At 72.0% G+C, this 15,536-nt stretch carries 13 protein-coding genes; 10 read left to right on the top strand and 3 right to left on the bottom strand.

Going from position 1 to position 15,536, the window contains the following annotated elements; translation table 11 throughout:
- The first annotated feature begins 56 nt into the window (after positions 1-56).
- The 3 genes from ACA514_RS41500 to ACA514_RS41490 are packed head-to-tail and all read left to right on the top strand — an operon-like array spanning position 57 to position 5,343.
- Positions 57-2,048 carry an alpha-1,4-glucan--maltose-1-phosphate maltosyltransferase gene (locus ACA514_RS41500; protein WP_375046874.1) on the top strand — a complete coding sequence of 664 codons (1,992 nt, stop codon included), beginning with the start codon at positions 57-59 and terminating at the stop codon, positions 2,046-2,048.
- A 56-nt stretch (positions 2,049-2,104) separates the two neighbouring features.
- The gene (treS, locus tag ACA514_RS41495) at positions 2,105-3,895 is read left to right on the top strand and encodes a maltose alpha-D-glucosyltransferase (RefSeq protein ID WP_375046872.1); all 1,791 of its coding nucleotides are present in this window, start codon (positions 2,105-2,107) and stop codon (positions 3,893-3,895) included.
- A 2-nt stretch (positions 3,896-3,897) separates the two neighbouring features.
- Complete coding sequence (locus tag ACA514_RS41490) at positions 3,898-5,343, top strand: phosphotransferase (RefSeq protein ID WP_375046870.1); 1,446 nt, start codon at positions 3,898-3,900, stop codon at positions 5,341-5,343.
- 49 nt (positions 5,344-5,392) lie between these two features.
- On the opposite strand, the gene ACA514_RS41485 is transcribed toward ACA514_RS41490, so the two are convergent.
- Entirely contained in the window at positions 5,393-6,235 is an 843-nt protein-coding gene (locus tag ACA514_RS41485; protein WP_375046868.1) for a GntR family transcriptional regulator, read from the bottom strand.
- Positions 6,236-6,349: 114 nt separating this feature from the next.
- Here ACA514_RS41485 and ACA514_RS41480 point away from each other — a divergent pair, with 114 nt between their 5' ends.
- The 3 genes from ACA514_RS41480 (at position 6,350) to ACA514_RS41470 (ending at position 9,621) form a co-directional block, all read left to right on the top strand.
- The gene (locus tag ACA514_RS41480; RefSeq protein WP_375046866.1) at positions 6,350-6,559 is read left to right on the top strand and encodes a hypothetical protein; all 210 of its coding nucleotides are present in this window, start codon (positions 6,350-6,352) and stop codon (positions 6,557-6,559) included.
- Positions 6,560-6,925: 366 nt separating this feature from the next.
- Entirely contained in the window at positions 6,926-9,157 is a 2,232-nt protein-coding gene (gene glgB, locus ACA514_RS41475) for a 1,4-alpha-glucan branching protein GlgB (protein WP_375046864.1), read from the top strand.
- A 68-nt stretch (positions 9,158-9,225) separates the two neighbouring features.
- On the top strand, positions 9,226-9,621 hold the full coding sequence (locus tag ACA514_RS41470) for an ACT domain-containing protein (protein WP_375046862.1): 396 nt from the start codon (positions 9,226-9,228) through the stop codon (positions 9,619-9,621).
- Here ACA514_RS41470 and ACA514_RS41465 read toward each other — a convergent pair.
- Positions 9,578-10,444: an NUDIX domain-containing protein gene (locus ACA514_RS41465; RefSeq protein ID WP_375046860.1), complete on the bottom strand. Its 867-nt coding sequence runs from the start codon at positions 10,442-10,444 to the stop codon at positions 9,578-9,580. The genes ACA514_RS41470 and ACA514_RS41465 overlap by 44 nt on opposite strands.
- Before the next feature lie 89 nt (positions 10,445-10,533).
- Here ACA514_RS41465 and ACA514_RS41460 point away from each other — a divergent pair, with 89 nt between their 5' ends.
- The 4 genes from ACA514_RS41460 (at position 10,534) to ACA514_RS41445 (ending at position 14,987) form a co-directional block, all read left to right on the top strand.
- Positions 10,534-12,087, top strand: a complete 1,554-nt coding sequence (locus tag ACA514_RS41460) for a serine/threonine-protein kinase (protein ID WP_375046858.1) — start codon at positions 10,534-10,536, stop codon at positions 12,085-12,087.
- 105 nt (positions 12,088-12,192) lie between these two features.
- The gene (locus ACA514_RS41455) at positions 12,193-12,684 is read left to right on the top strand and encodes a PaaI family thioesterase (RefSeq protein WP_375046856.1); all 492 of its coding nucleotides are present in this window, start codon (positions 12,193-12,195) and stop codon (positions 12,682-12,684) included.
- 120 nt (positions 12,685-12,804) lie between these two features.
- The gene (sppA, locus tag ACA514_RS41450) at positions 12,805-14,508 is read left to right on the top strand and encodes a signal peptide peptidase SppA (protein ID WP_375046854.1); all 1,704 of its coding nucleotides are present in this window, start codon (positions 12,805-12,807) and stop codon (positions 14,506-14,508) included.
- Positions 14,493-14,987: a flavin reductase family protein gene (locus ACA514_RS41445; protein ID WP_375046983.1), complete on the top strand. Its 495-nt coding sequence runs from the start codon at positions 14,493-14,495 to the stop codon at positions 14,985-14,987. The genes sppA and ACA514_RS41445 overlap by 16 nt, the downstream gene beginning before the upstream one ends.
- Here ACA514_RS41445 and ACA514_RS41440 read toward each other — a convergent pair.
- Complete coding sequence (locus ACA514_RS41440; RefSeq protein WP_375046852.1) at positions 14,984-15,529, bottom strand: bacterioferritin; 546 nt, start codon at positions 15,527-15,529, stop codon at positions 14,984-14,986. The two genes, ACA514_RS41445 and ACA514_RS41440, sit on opposite strands and share 4 nt — an antisense overlap.
- Between the last annotated feature and the right edge of the window lie 7 nt (positions 15,530-15,536).

The following is a 15,536-nucleotide window of genomic DNA, read 5'->3' as shown; positions in this document are numbered from 1 at the left end:
CGGAGGTCTCGAACGGGTAGGGGTGGCACATGCAAGTCGGGTCCGGAACGTCCAATATGACCGGTATTCCGAGGCTCGGGCGCATCCCGATCCTGGATGTGGCGCCGGTGGTCGGGGGTGGCCGGTGGCCGGCCAAGGCCGTGGTGGGCGAGACGGTCGAGGTGTCGGCGACGGTGTTCCGTGAGGGGCACGAGATGCTGGGTGCGGCGGTGGTGCTGCGTTCGCCGGACGGGACCGAGCAGCCCGGTGCGCCGATGAGCGAGGTCGGTACGGGTCTGGACCGGTGGGCCGCGCGGGTGACGCCGACGCAGTTGGGCGAGTGGTCGTTCCGGGTCGAGGCGTGGGGCGATCCGATCGCGCACTGGCGGCACGACGCGCAGATCAAGATCCCGCGCGGCCAGGACGTCGAACTCATGCTCACCGAAGGCGCGCAGTTGTTCGCCCGCGCGGCCGAGGCGGTGCCCAGCAAGGACCGCTCGACCCTGACGCGGCTGGCCAAGCGGCTCGGCGACGAGACGATCCCGGTCGGCGACCGGATGGAGGCGGCGGCCGATCCCGATGTGGCGGACGTGCTGGAGCGGTATCCGTTGCGGGATCTGCTGACGGTGTCGGACTGGCATCCCCTGGTGGTGCACCGCCAACGCGCCCTGTACGGCGCCTGGTATGAGTTCTTCCCCCGCTCCGAGGGCGCCACCTTCGACCCGCTGGGGCGACGCGGGCCCATCTCCGGAACGTTCCGCACCGCGATGAAACGCCTGCCCGCGATCGCCGACATGGGCTTCGACGTGGTCTACCTGCCCCCCATCCACCCCATCGGCACCACCCACCGCAAAGGCCCCAACAACACCCTGGACGCCGGCCCCTACGATCCCGGCTCCCCCTGGGCCATCGGCTCCCCCGACGGCGGCCACGACGCCGTCCACCCCGACCTGGGCACCATCGCCGACTTCGACGCCTTCGTCGCCTACGCCGCCGACCACGGCATCGAAATCGCCCTCGACCTGGCCCTGCAATGCTCCCCCGACCACCCCTGGGTCCACACCCACCCCGAATGGTTCACCACCCGCGCCGACGGCACCATCGCCTACGCCGAGAACCCGCCCAAGAAATACCAGGACATCTACCCCCTCAACTTCGACAACGACCCCAACGGCCTCTACACCGAAGTCAAACGGGTCATCCGGCACTGGATGGACCACGGCGTCCGGATCTTCCGCGTCGACAACCCCCACACCAAACCCGTCGACTTCTGGGAACGCCTCCTGGCCGACATCCACACCACCGACCCCGACGTCCTCTTCCTCGCCGAGGCCTTCACCCGCCCCGCCATGATGCACACCCTGGCCAAAATCGGATTCCACCAGTCCTACACCTACTTCACCTGGCGCAACTCCGCCGACGAACTCCGCGACTACTTCACCGAACTCGCCGGTGACGCCGCCGCCTACATGCGGCCCAACGCCTTCACCAACACCCCCGACATCCTCAACGAATACCTCCAGCACGGCGGCCGGCCCGCCTTTGAAATCCGCGCCATCCTCGCCGCCCTCCTCTCCCCCACCTGGGGCATCTACTCCGGCTACGAACTCTGCGAGAACACCCCTGTCCGCCCCGGCAGCGAGGAATACCGCGACTCCGAGAAATACCAGTACCGCCCCCGCGACTGGGAAGCCGCCGACCGCGACAACACCACCATCGCCCCCCTCATCACCCGGCTCAACACGCTCCGCAACTCCCACCCCGCACTCCAACTCCTGCGGAACCTGAGCTTCCACGACATCGACCAGCCGGAACTGCTCGCCTTCTCCAAACGCCACATGGACGACGTGGTGCTCGCGGTGGTCAACCTCAACCCCCACCAACCGCGCGAGGCCACCGTCCACCTCGACCTCACCGCACTCGGCCTCCCCAACGACCCCGACCGACCCTTCGCCGTCCACGACGAACTGGACGGTGCGACGTACACCTGGCGCAAGGCCAACTACGTCTACCTGGACCCGCAGACCCGACCGGCGCACATCTTCACGTTCCGGAGCAGCGAGAGTTGAGTGGACCGAACGAACCGCAGGCACCCTCCCCGACACCCGGCCCGACGCCCGGACCGGTGCCGAGGGAGGAACCCGTCACCGAGATCCCGCCCGACGCCGTTCCCGCGTCGTCCGAACCCGTCCCCGACGCGTTCAGCCCGGAGACGCCGCGCGACCCGCACTGGTTCAAGACGGCCGTGTTCTACGAGGTGTCGGTGCGCGGGTTCGCCGACTCCAACAACGACGGCTACGGAGACCTGCGCGGCCTCATCTCCAAACTCGACCACCTGGAATGGCTCGGCGTCGAGTGCCTGTGGCTGCTGCCCATCTACCAGTCACCGCTCAAAGACGGCGGCTACGACATCTCCGAGTACACGAGGATCCTGCCCGACTTCGGGGAACTCGGCGATTTCGTCGAGCTGATCGAACAGGCGCACGCGCGAGGGATCCGCGTCATCGCGGACCTGGTGATGAACCACACCTCGGACCAGCATTCCTGGTTCCAGGCGTCCCGGACCGACCCCGACGGACCGTTCGGCGACTTCTACATGTGGGAGGATACCGACGAGAAATACCCCGACGCCCGCGTCATCTTCGTCGACACCGAGCAGTCGAACTGGACCTATGACCCGGTCCGCGGCCAGTACTACTGGCACCGCTTCTTCTCCCACCAACCCGACCTCAACTACGACAACCCCGCCGTCCAGGACGCCATGCTCGAAGTCCTGCGCTTCTGGCTCGACCTGGGCATCGACGGCTTCCGCCTCGACGCCGTCCCCTACCTGTACGCCCGCGAAGGCACCAACTGCGAGAACCTCCCCGAAACCCACGCCTACCTCAAACGCGTCCGCGCCGAAGTCGACCGCCTCTACCCCGACCGCGTCCTACTCGCCGAAGCCAACCAATGGCCCGCCGACGTCGTCGAATACTTCGGCGACCCCGGCGCCGGCGGCGACGAATGCCACATGGCCTTCCACTTCCCTGTCATGCCCCGCATCTTCATGGCCGTCCGCCGCGAACAACGCTACCCCATCTCCGAAATCATGGCCCAAACCCCCAAAATCCCCGAATCCTGCCAATGGGGCATCTTCCTGCGCAACCACGACGAACTCACCCTGGAGATGGTCACCGACGAAGAACGCGACTACATGTACACCGAATACGCCAAAGACCCCCGCATGAAAGCCAACATCGGCATCCGCCGCCGCCTGGCACCCCTCCTGGACAACGACCGCAACCAGTTGGAGTTGTTCACCGCCCTCCTGCTCTCCCTCCCCGGCTCACCCGTCCTGTACTACGGCGACGAAATCGGCATGGGCGACAACATCTGGCTCGGCGACCGCGACGCCGTCCGCACCCCCATGCAATGGACCCCCGACCGCAACGCCGGCTTCTCCCAATGCGACCCCGCCCGCCTCTACCTCCCCGTCATCATGGACCCCATCTACGGCTACCAGGCCGTCAACGTCGAAGCACAGACCAACAACCCCGGATCACTCCTGCACTGGACCCGCAAAATGATCGAGATCCGGCAACGCCACCCCGTCTTCGGCGTCGGCTCCTACGTCGAACTCTCCGCCTCCAACCCCTCCGTCCTCGCCTTCACCCGCGAGATCAACGGCGGGGACACCAACCAGTGGGGCGGCACGGACACGGTCCTGTGCGTGAACAACCTGTCGCGCTTCCCGCAGCCGGTGGAGCTGGACCTGCGGCGGTTCCGCGGCTCGGCGCCGATCGAGTGCATGGGCGGCGTGCAGTTCCCCGCCATCGGCGAACTGCCCTACCTGCTCACCCTGCCCGGCCACGGCTTCTACTGGTTCCTGCTTCCGCCCCCGCCCGACGAGCCGGGCCGCGAAGGGGTGAGGTAGCCGTGCCGGACGGTCCAGGACGCGCCGGCGACCCGTCCCTCGTCCGGCTGCTCGCCGGCTGGCTCCCCCGGCAGCGCTGGTTCGGCGGCAAGGACAGCCCGATCGAGGAGCTGTCCATCGGCACCGCCACCGAACTGCAGACCGGTGACCCGGGCCTGCACCACCTGGTCCTCGACGTCCGCCAGAACGGCGCCACCGAGCACTACCAGCTCCTCCTCGGCGTCCGCCGCGACCTGCCCGAGCGGCTGCGCCCGCACGAGATCGGCCTGCTCGCCGGGACCACCGGGATCACCGGGCACGCCTACGACGCCGCCCACGACCCCGAGCTGACCCGCCCGCTGCTGTCCCACATGGCCGGCGAATCGGTCATCGGGCCGCTGCGGTTCCGCCGCGCGCCCGGCACCGGCATCCGCACCGACCTCGACGGCACGCCGTCCACCGCCGAGCAGAGCAACACCTCGCTGGTCTTCGGCGACGCGTACATGTGCAAGCTGTTCCGCCGGCTGTCCCCGGGCGTGAACCCCGACCTGGAGGTCAACCTCGCGCTGACCCGCGCCGGCTGCGACCACGTCCCGGCCGTGCACGGCTGGATCGAGCTGGCGCCCGGCGGGGACGGGGCGGGCGGCGAGCCCATCACGCTGGCGCTGCTGTCGCAGTACCTGCGCAGCGCCACCGACGGCTGGCAGCTGGCGATCACCAGCGTGCGCGACTGGTTCGCCCAGCCCGTCCCGCCCGGCCCGCCGCCCGCGTTCACACCGGACGACGCGGGCGCCGCGGGCGGCGACTTCGCCGCCGAGGCCGAGCGGCTCGGCGCCGCGACCGCGCAGGTGCACCGCGACCTCGGCCGCGCGTTCGGGGTGACGACCGAGCCGCCCGAGCGGCTGCGCGAGCTGGCCGCCGGGATGCACGACCAGCTGGACGCGGTCGCCGCGGCCGTCCCCGGGCTGCGCCCGCACGCCGCCGCCATCCGCGCGGTGTTCGACGAGGTGGCCGCGTCGGCCGGGGAGCTGCCGTTCCAGCGGGTGCACGGCGACTACCACCTCGGGCAGGTGCTGCGCACCGACACCGGCTGGGTGCTGCTGGACTTCGAGGGCGAGCCGGCCCGTCCGGCCGCCGAGCGGCGCGCGCCCGCGCACCCGCTGCGCGACGTCGCCGGGATGCTGCGCTCGTTCGAGTACGCCGCGCGGTTCATGCTCGCGGCGGACGGGAACCTCGCGCCCGAGACGGCGGACGTGCTGGAGCTGCGCGCCCGCGCGTGGGCGCAGCGCAACCGGGCCGCGTTCTGCGCCGGGTACGCGGCGGCGGGCGGCCCCGATCCGGCCGCGCACGCGGCGCTGGTGCGGGCGTTCGAGTTCGACAAGGCGGTCTACGAGGTGCGCTACGAGGCGCGCAACCGGCCGTCCTGGCTGCCGGTGCCGCTGAAATCGCTGGCGCACCTCGCCGGCTGACCGCGCCGCCCGCGCCGGGCGGGGCGGGCGCGGGCGGGCGCGGGAGCCGTCACAGGTCGATGGCGTAGTCCAGGACGACGCGGTCGGCGGGCAGCACGATGTCGCGGCAGACCTCCATGACCGCGGCGCGCGACAGCAGCCGGCGGGTGATGGCGATGACGGGGACGCCGCCGCCCATCCGGAGCGCCTCGGCCTCCTCGGGGGTCGGCATGCGGGAGCGGACGGACTCCTCGACGCGGGTCGGCGGGTGGCCGAGGTAGGCCAGCTGCGCGAGCGTGCCGCCGGGCCACGGCTCGCGCGCGGGGTCGGCGACGGGGGTGCCGCCGACCAGGTCCCAGGGCAGGTAGTTGACGGAGATCTGCTGCGGCTCGCCGCGGGCGTGGAACACGAACCGGCGGCGCAGCAGCTCGGTGCCGGTGGGCAGCTCGAACAGCGCGCCGAGGGCGTCGTCGGCGCGGACCCGGGAGTACTCCTTGTCGAGCCGGTACTCCTGCCAGCTGATCTTCTGGTCGCGGGTGAAGGTGGTCTCGGGAACCGCGAGCGGCCGGGTGACCGCGCGGTAGCGCTCCATCGCGACCCGGCGGGCCGGCGGCACGAGCCGGACCACGGTGCCGCCGCCGCGGCGGGTCTCGACGAGACCCTCGGTGCGCAGCAGCGCGATCGCCTGGCGCACGACGATCTCCGAGACGCCGTGCTCGGCGCACAGCTCCGCCATGGTCGGCAGCCGGGTCCCCGGCGGAAGGCCGCCGTCCCGGATCCCCTCTCGCAGCGTGTCGGCGATGCGCAGGTAGGCGGGACGGTCCGGCACCGGCGTCACCTCCCCTTCGTTCAGGCGCGCCCCCCGGTCGTTCGACGCGGTGTTCGATTTCGCCGCCTCCTCACCGTCACTCATACCTAGCCGGACGCTATCCGCGGGGGCACGGTCCGCTTACGGACAGCTTGACACCTCTCAGACCGAGTAAGACTTTTGTATACAGAAGAGCGCCTCAGGGAAAGGACGACCTTGATGGGCGACTTCGAGGATCTGAAGACGGCCATCGAGGGGGAGTTTCCGGGCTGGCAGGTCTGGCGCAGCGACGCCGGGCGCTGGTACGCGACCCGGAGCGGCGATCTGACCGACGCGCAACTGCAGGCGGGATGCGCGATGACGGTGGCCGCGGACGATCCGGCGGGGCTGCGCGGGCTGCTCCGCGAGCAGCCGCGCGGTGACGCGTGAGGGCGGCCGTGACGAGGCGCGGCGGGGAGCGGAGCGGCCCGGTCCGCGGGCGGGGGCGGACCGGGCCGGGACGCTCCGGTACGGAAGGTACCTGTGTCGCTCAGGTGACACAGGAGTGGAGCCCAGGGCGGCGGGGTCACCGTCACCCCTGGGGCCAGGTAGACGTGACCGCATGGACGGCACATTCGTCGCGACCCCCGACAAAGAGTCGTGCCGTCCGTGCGGTCGCAGATCTCGCCGAAACAGCTCCTTCCGCCATGTGAGTCCGGCCGATCTCCGGGCACTCCTACTGGGAAACGGCATCAGTGTTCATTCCGGGGGCCGCCCCCCGGGTCCCGGGACCCCAGACGAGGAGGCCATGACGCCATGGCACGGGTGACGCGCGCGGAGATCGACCGGCTCGTCGGAGGCGACCACCACGATCCGCACGGCGTCCTCGGGGCGCATCCGGGCCGGGACGGGGTCACCGTGCGGGCGCTGCGGCCGCTGGCCGAGAAGGTCGAGGTCGTGCTCCCGAACGGGGACCGGCACCCGCTGCGCCACTTCCACCAGGGCGTGTTCGCCGGGACGCTGCCGAAGTCGGCGTCGCTGGCCGGCGCCGACAAGGGCAAGGCGCCCCTCGCGGTCCCCGACTACCGGCTGGCCGTGACGTACGGGGACGGCGCCGAGACCGTGCAGGACGACCCGTACCGGCATCTGCCGACGCTCGGCGAGCTCGACATGCACCTGATCAGCGAAGGCCGGCACGAGGAGCTGTGGCGCGCGCTGGGGGCGCGCGTACGGACCTACGCGTCGGCGTTCGGCACCGTGTCCGGAACCGGTTTCGCGGTGTGGGCGCCGACGGCGCGCGGCGTGCGCGTGGTGGGCGACTTCAACCACTGGGACGGCCGCGCGCATCCGATGCGGTCGCTCGGTTCCACCGGTGTCTGGGAGCTGTTCGTCCCCGGCGTCGGCGACGGCACGCGCTACAAGTTCGAGATCCTCGGCGCGGACGGCCGGTGGCGCGCCAAGGCCGACCCGATGGCGCAGTACACCGAGCGTCCCCCGGCGACAGCGTCGCGCGTCTACACCTCGTCCTACGAGTGGGACGACGCCGAGTGGATGGACGGCCGCAAGGAGCACGAGTGGCTGCACGAGCCGATGAGCGTGTACGAGGTGCACCTCGGTTCGTGGCGTCCCGGGCTCGGCTACCGCGAACTCGCCGAGGAACTGACCGCGTACGTGAAGGACATGGGGTTCACCCATGTGGAGTTCCTTCCGGTGGCGGAACACCCCTACGGCCCGTCCTGGGGCTACCAGGTGACGTCCTACTACGCGCCGACGTCCCGCTTCGGCACCCCGGACGACTTCCGTTACCTCGTCGACAAGCTGCACCAGGCCGGTATCGGCGTCATCATCGACTGGGTGCCGGCGCACTTCCCCAAGGACGAGTGGGCGCTGGCGCGCTTCGACGGCACCGCGCTGTACGAGCACGAGGATCCGCGGCGCGGCGAGCATCCCGACTGGGGCACGCTGGTGTTCAACTTCGGGCGCGCCGAGGTCCGCAACTTCCTGGTGGCCAACGCGTCGTTCTGGCTGGAGGAGTTCCACATCGACGGCCTGCGCGTGGACGCGGTCGCATCGATGCTCTACCTGGACTACTCGCGCAAGGAGGGCGAGTGGACGCCCAACATCTACGGCGGGCGCGAGAACCTGGAGGCCATCTCGTTCCTCCAGGAGATGAACGCGACGGTCTACAAGCGCAACCCGGGCGTCCTCACCGTCGCGGAGGAGTCGACGGCCTGGCCGGGCGTGTCCCGCCCGACCCATCTCGGCGGCCTCGGCTTCGGCTTCAAATGGAACATGGGCTGGATGCACGACACGCTCGAGTACCTCCGCCACGAGCCCGTGTTCCGGAACTACCACCACAACGAGATCACGTTCTCGCTGGTGTACGCGTTCTCGGAGAACTACGTCCTGCCGCTGTCGCATGACGAGGTCGTCCACGGCAAGGGCTCGCTGCTGAGCAAGATGCCGGGCGACACCTGGCAGCAGTTCGCCGGGCTGCGCACCCTGCTCGCCTACATGTGGTCGCATCCCGGCAAGCAGCTGCTGTTCATGGGCCAGGAGTTCGGCCAGGGCGCCGAATGGGCGGAGGAGCGCCCGCTCGACTGGTGGCTGCTGGACAACGCCGCCGAGGGCGCCCTGCACGTCGGGCTGCAGAAGCTCGTCCGCGACATCAACCACGCCTACCGCGCCGAGCCGGCGCTGTGGTCGCGCGACAGCGACCACGAGGGGTTCCGCTGGATCGACGGCAACGACGCGGGCGGCAACACGCTGTCCTACCTTCGCTACGGGGCGTCCAAGGACGGTGACGAACGGCCCGTGGTGGCGTGCGTCGTCAACTTCGCCGGCAACCCGCACGAGGACTACCGGGTGGGGCTGCCCCGGGAAGGCCGCTGGCGGGAGGTCGTCAACACCGACGCCTACGAGTACGGCGGCAGCGGCGTAGGGAACTTGGGCCGCGTCGAGGCGACCGCCGAACCGTGGCACGGCCTGCCCGCCTCGGCGACGCTGCGCGTGCCGCCGCTCGGCGCCGTCTGGCTCGTCCCGGAGTGACGCCCGTCCCGGGGAACGCCCGTCCCGGAGCGACGCCCGCCCGGTGCCGCCCTGAATAGAGTGGCGCCATGAGCGCCGCGCAGCACCTGCACATCGTCCCGTCCGAGTTCATGGTGGAGCACCTGCCGAACGCGACGTTCCCCGAGGACGACGAGTGGATCGCGCTGGTCCGCGCCCCCGAGGGCCTCACCGTCGTGCGGGAGGCGTCGCCGTTCGCCGAGGCGGAGCGCTGGGTCGGCTTCTACGGCGACGCCGGCCACGGCCTCGACCTGCCCGGCATGCTCGCCGCGGTCGTCGGGCCGCTCGCCGCCGCCGGGGTGCCGGTGTTCGTGGCGTCCACCTTCCACGCCGACCTGGTCCTGGTCCCCGACCACCGGCTGGAGGACGCGGCGCGGGCCCTGCGCGACGCCGGGCACCGGGTCAGCGACGGGCGACCCGATCGAGGAGCCAGCGGGGACCGGTGACGGACGCGCCGGCCTCCGCGCAGCGGGCGCGCAGCTCCCGGTCGGCGGTCACGACCAGGTACTCGGTGTCGGGCTCCGGCCGCCGGACGAGGTCCACGATGTGGTCGTCGCCGCTGCCGGGCGCCGCGACCACCCGCACGCCGTCCACCGGCTCGTCCGCGACGGGACGCGCCGCCCCCTCGACGACCAGCACGATCTCCGGGAAGCAGAGGTCGAACGCGACCGGGCCCGGCGGCAGGCCGCGGACGCCCTCGTTGAGGGCCTTCAGCGAGTCGCGGAGCCGGGCGTTGGCGCCCGCCCGGTCCTTCCACCAGCCGTCCGGCCGGGACCCGACGACGTTGGCGCCGTCCACGACCAGGACCAGGCCCTTCATCGCCTCCCGCAGCGGGGGCCACGACCGCTCGAACGGCGCGAACAGCTTGCGGTCGTCCACCTCCTCCAGGCGGACCCACTCGGCGCGGCGCGTCTCCCGCGACGCGGGCTTCACCTCGACCTTCTCGTCCAGCGCCCCGATCACGGAGGTGAAGGCCCAGCCGCCGTGGTCCTCGACCCGGGTACCGCGCACGCGCACGAGCCCGGTGTCGAGCGTGCACTCCTCCGCGGTCTCCCGCAGCGCGCCCGTCACGCCGTCCTCATGGCTGTGCGTCGCGCCGCCGAACATGCCCCACGTGCCGCCGCCGAGACCCCACCAGGCGCGCTGCTGGAGGAGGATCCACATCTGGCCGTCCGCGTCGCGGTGGTAGGCCAGCAGGCCCGCCGCGCCGAAGCGTCCCCAGTGCGTGTGCCCCTGGTCGCACTCGGCCCAGCCGTCCCCATCGCCCATGAGCCGACGATATCCGCTCGGTGACCGAAGTACGGTGGTGTCGTCGTTCGGGGGGCCGACGCAGGCGACCATGCCCGGAGGAACCGAAGATGCCCGCTCTGCCCCTCGCCCCCGGCGATCCCCGCGAGATCGGCCGCTACCGGCTGACCGGACGCCTCGGCGAGGGCGGCCAGGGCGTCGTCTACCTCGGCGAGGGGCCGTCCGGGGAGCGCGCCGCGGTGAAGGTCCTGAAGAACGCCGACGAGCGGGCCCGCGCCCGCTTCGCCCGGGAGATGGACGCGGCGCGGCTGGTCGCGCCGTTCGCCACCGCCGCCGTCCTCGACTCCTCCGCCGAGGGCCCGCTCCCCTACGTCGCCAGCGAGTTCGTCGACGGGCCGTCGCTGCAGGAGCGCGTCGCCGACCGCGGCCCGCTGCGCGGCGGCGACGTGCAGCGGCTGGCGGTGAACACCGCGAGCGCGCTGGCCGCCATCCACGCCGCCGGGATCGTGCACCGCGACCTCAAGCCCGCGAACGTGCTGCTCGGCCCGGACGGCCCGCGCGTCGTCGACTTCGGGATCGCCCGCGCGATCGACGCCGAGACCCGCACGCAGATGGTCGGCACCCCCGCCTACTTCGCCCCCGAGTGGCTGCGCGACCATCCGCCGACGGTGAAGTCGGACGTGTTCGCGTGGGCGGGGACCATGGTGTTCGCGGCGACCGGGCGGCCGCCGTTCGGCGGCGCCGTGACGGTCGAGGCCATGATGCACCGGATCGCCACCGCCGACCCCGACCTCACCGGGGTGCCGGACGCGCTGCGCCCGCTGCTCGCCGAATGCCTCGCCAAGGACCCGGACCGCCGGCCGTCCTCCCGCGACCTCGCGATGCGGCTCATCGACCCGTCGCCGCCTCAGGCGCCGCTGTCGCGGCGGGACGTCACGCAGCCGCAGCCGTACCCCGGGCCGCCCGTCCCGGTTCCGCCTCCGCCCGGCCCGTATCCGGGCGGCGGGGCGTCCGGGCCGTCCACGAACCCGCTCCCGCCGCGCGACCCGACGCAGCCCCATCCGCCGCTTCTCACCACTTCGCCGCCCCCGGGCCCGGACGGCGGGGGCCGCGTCTCCGGGAGGCGCGTGCGCATGGCCGTGGCCGCCCTCGGGGCGCTCGTCCTGATCGGGGGCGTGGCAGGGCTGATCTACAAGGGCGACGGCGACGGCAAGCCGTCGGACGACTCGTCCGGCCGGACCATCGGGCAGACCAGTGCCCCGGCCACGCCGACGGACGGGGCGTCGGGCGGCGGGACGCCGTCCGGCGGGGCCTCGTCCGGCGGCCGGTCGCTGCCGGCGGCGTTCGGCGGGACCTGGGAGGGCACGCTGACGCAGAAGGGCGGCATCACCATCGGCGACGTCAGCACGAAGGTGACGATGCACCTGACCGGGGGCGGTGACGGCGGGACGGCCGACTACGACCGTTGGGGCTGCCAGACCCGGCTGACGGTCTCCGCCGTGTCCGGCGCGCAGGTCGACTTCGACGAGACGGCGATACGCAGCACCGGGAGCGAGGGGTTCTGCACGGGCGGGCCGGTGTCGCTGAAGCAGGTGTCCGGCGGGCTGGAGTACACCTCCACGGGCATCGGGACCACGAGCGGCACGCTCCATAAGACCGGCTGAGCACGAGACCGGCTGGCGTGCCCGGTGACGAAGGGCACAGTGCCGCCCGCACCCCACCCCGAATATCATTCGGTGTCTGGACGTCGAATCATCAGGGAGAACGAGTTGAGCGTCGACGCGGGACCGGCGGCGGCCGAGGACACGGCCCGGATGTGGGACACGCTCACGGGCGCGGAGCTGATCCGCGCGATGGCCGACGGACACTTCCCCCAGATCTCCGACATCAACGACCACATCGGGCAGGTCATCACGTCCGCCGAGCCCGGCCGCGTCGGCATCTCCTGGACGCCCACCGAGAAGCTGTGCAACCCCGGCGGCACCGTCCACGGCGGCTACATCGCCATGATCCTCGACAACGCGGTCTGCCTCGCGGGCAGCAGCACCTGCGAGCACTTCATGCCGATGCTCACCCTCAGCCTGAACGTCGACTACCTGCGCGGCGTCCGCGCCGGCGAGACCTACACCGTCGCCGGGACGTGCGTGCACCCCGGACGCACCCGCATGGTCGCCAACGCGGTCATCAGCGACGCGCAGGGCCGCCCCGTCGCGCAGGCGTCCGCCAGCGTGCTCCCGAACAAGGCCTTCGCGCGCCGCTAACTCCGTCCTTGCGCGCCGCCGGCCCCGTCTTCACGCGCCGCCAGCCTCGTCCTCGCGGCGGAGAGCACGCTGGACCCGGGGCGTACGAGGGCCCCGCGAGCGAACGCATAGGCTGGTGCCATGGTGGATCCCGGCACAGTCGTCAACGTCATCAAGCAGGCCCGGGACCGGCGGACGGCACCGCTGATCCTGGAGCTGGACCTCACCGAGGGCATCGTGGAGACCGCGCCCGCGGACCCCGTCTCGGCGATCCTGTCCATGCGCCGGACGAGCCTGCGCGACGTGCTGGACGGGCTGCGCCGCGCCCGCTCCGACCACCGGGTGAAGGCGCTGGTGGTGAAGGTGACCGGCGGGGTCGGGCTGGCGCTCGCGCAGGAGCTGCGCGAGGCCGTCCAGGCGCTGCGGGACGCCGGCAAGCTCACCATCGCCTGGGCCGAGACGTTCGGCGAGGGCGGCCACGGCACCGTCCCGTTCTACCTCGCCACCGGGTTCGACAAGGTCTACCTGCAGCCGACCGGCGAGGTCGGCCTGACCGGCGTCGCGCTGGAGGAGCCGTTCTTCGCGGGCGCGCTGGAGAAGGCGGGCGTGCAGCCCCGGTTCGCCAAACGCTACGAGTACAAGACCATGGCGAACACGTTCATGGAGAAGACGTACACGCCCGAGCACGAGGAGTCGTCGCAGCGGCTCGTCACCTCCCTCGGCGAGCAGATCACCGCGGGCATCGCCGCCGCCCGCGACCTGCCCGAGGACAAGGTCCGCGACCTGACGAACCGCGGCCCGCTGCTGGCGGGCGAGGCCCTGGACGAGGGCCTGGTCGACCACCTCGGCTACCGCGACGAGGTGTACGCCTTCCTGCGCAAGGAGTTCGGCGCGGGGGCGCAGCTGCGCTACGTCTCCCGCTACAACCGCACGCACGGCCTGACCCGCCGCATCCCGCAGCCCGGCCGCCAGGACGTCGTCGCGCTGATCAACGGGCAGGGCCCGATCCGGCTCGGCCGCAGCGGCCGCGGCGGCCCGCTGCCGAACTCGGGCCCCGCGATGGGCTCGGACACGGTCGGCGCCGCGTTCCGCGCCGCCGTGAAGGACGACCGGGTCAAGGCGATCGTGTTCCGCGTCAACAGCCCCGGCGGGTCCGCCGTCGCGTCCGACGCGATCTGGCGCGAGGTGGTGCTGGCCCGCCGCGCCGGCAAGCCGGTGGTCGTGTCGATGGGGAACGTCGCCGCGTCCGGCGGCTACTACGTCGCGATGGCCGCCGACACGATCGTCGCGCAGCCCGGCACCATCACCGGGTCGATCGGCGTCGTCGTCGGCAAGGCCGTGGTGAACGACCTGCTGGACCGCATCGGCATCGGCCTCGGCTCGGTCGCCGACGGCGAGCACGCCCGCATGTTCAGCGCCACCAAGGACTTCAGCGACTCCGAGTGGGAGCGCGTCAACGCCTCCCTCGACAAGATCTACGACGACTTCACCGCGAAGGTCGCCGAGGGCCGCGACCTGTCCCGCGAGCGCGTCCACGAGCTGGCCCGCGGCCGGGTCTGGACGGGCGCCGACGCCCGCGAGCGCGGCCTCGTCGACGAGCTGGGCGGCATCGACAGGGCGCTGGACCTGGCCCGCAAGAAGGCCGGGCTGCCCGCCGACGCGCCGGTCCGCTCCTACCCGCACACGTCGCCGCTGGAGCGGCTGCGCCCGCCGGAGTCCAGCGAGGACCGCGCCGCCGCGTCCGCCCGGTTCGACGGCTGGGGCTCGCTCGGCGGCCTCGCCGCCCGCCTCGGCCTCCCGTCCGCCGGCCCGCTCACCCTGCCCGGCTCCTGGGAGATCCGCTGACCGGCACCGATTTCGTCGATGCGGTCGCGGGGTTCGCCACCGGGGTCGTCGTGCTGACCGTCCGGGACGGCCGCGACGACCTCGGCACGACGGTGACCTCGTTCATGTCGGTGTCGCTGGAGCCGCCGATGGTGCTGGCCGGCGTGGCGTCCTCGTCCTACCTGGCCGAGGTGCTGTCGCGCACGGACCGCTGGGCCGCGACGGTCCTCGGCGCGAAACAGCGCGCCCTCGCCGGCCGGTTCGCCGCCGAGGGCCGCCCCGGCGCCCGCATCCTCCTGGCGAGCGAGCCGCACCACCGCGGCGAGCTGTCCGGCGCGCTGATCCCCGAGTCGGGCGTCACGGCCCTCGAATGCGAGACGCGCCGCCGCATCGAGGTGGGCGACCACGTCCTCTTCGCCGCCGAAGTCCTCTCCACCGACTACATCTCCCGCGACCGGAAGCCCCTGATCAGGGTCAACCGCCGCTACCTGCCCGCCTAGCGCCTCTCGGTGGCCGGCAGGCGTTCGAGCATGCCGCGCAGGTCGTCGGCGTGCTCCTCCTCCTGCTCCAGGATGCGTTCGAAGACGCGCTTGGTGGTGGGGTCGCCGTCGCCGATCCACTGGACGATCTCGGTGTAGGACGCGATCGCGATGCGCTCGGCGACCAGGTCCTCCTTGATCATCGCGACGAGGTCGCGGCTGGCGTCGTACTCGGCGTGCGAGCGGGTGGTGAGGGTGTCGGGGGCGAAGTCGGGCTCGCCGCCGAGCTGGACGATCCGCTCCGCGAGCATGTCGGCGTGCTGCTGCTCCTCGGCGGCGTGCTGGAGGAACTCGCCGGCGACGGCCTCGGCGTGGATGCCGGTGGCGGTGTAGTAGTGGCGCTTGTAGCGCAGCGTGCAGACGATCTCGGTGGCGAGGGCCTCGTTGCACACCTGGATCACCCGCGTGACGTCGGCGCCGTACGCCTCGGTGATCGGGCCCTTCTCGATCTCCTGGCGGGCGCGCTCGCGCAGGGTCTTGATGTCCGTCAGGAACTCGGCCATTCCGTTG

The organism is Actinomadura sp. NTSP31 (genome assembly GCF_041951385.1).
In the GTDB taxonomy this organism is placed as follows: domain Bacteria; phylum Actinomycetota; class Actinomycetes; order Streptosporangiales; family Streptosporangiaceae; genus Spirillospora; species Spirillospora napierensis.
Note: the sequence above shows the minus strand (reverse complement) of the source record. Positions and strands in the feature narration are given on the sequence as shown.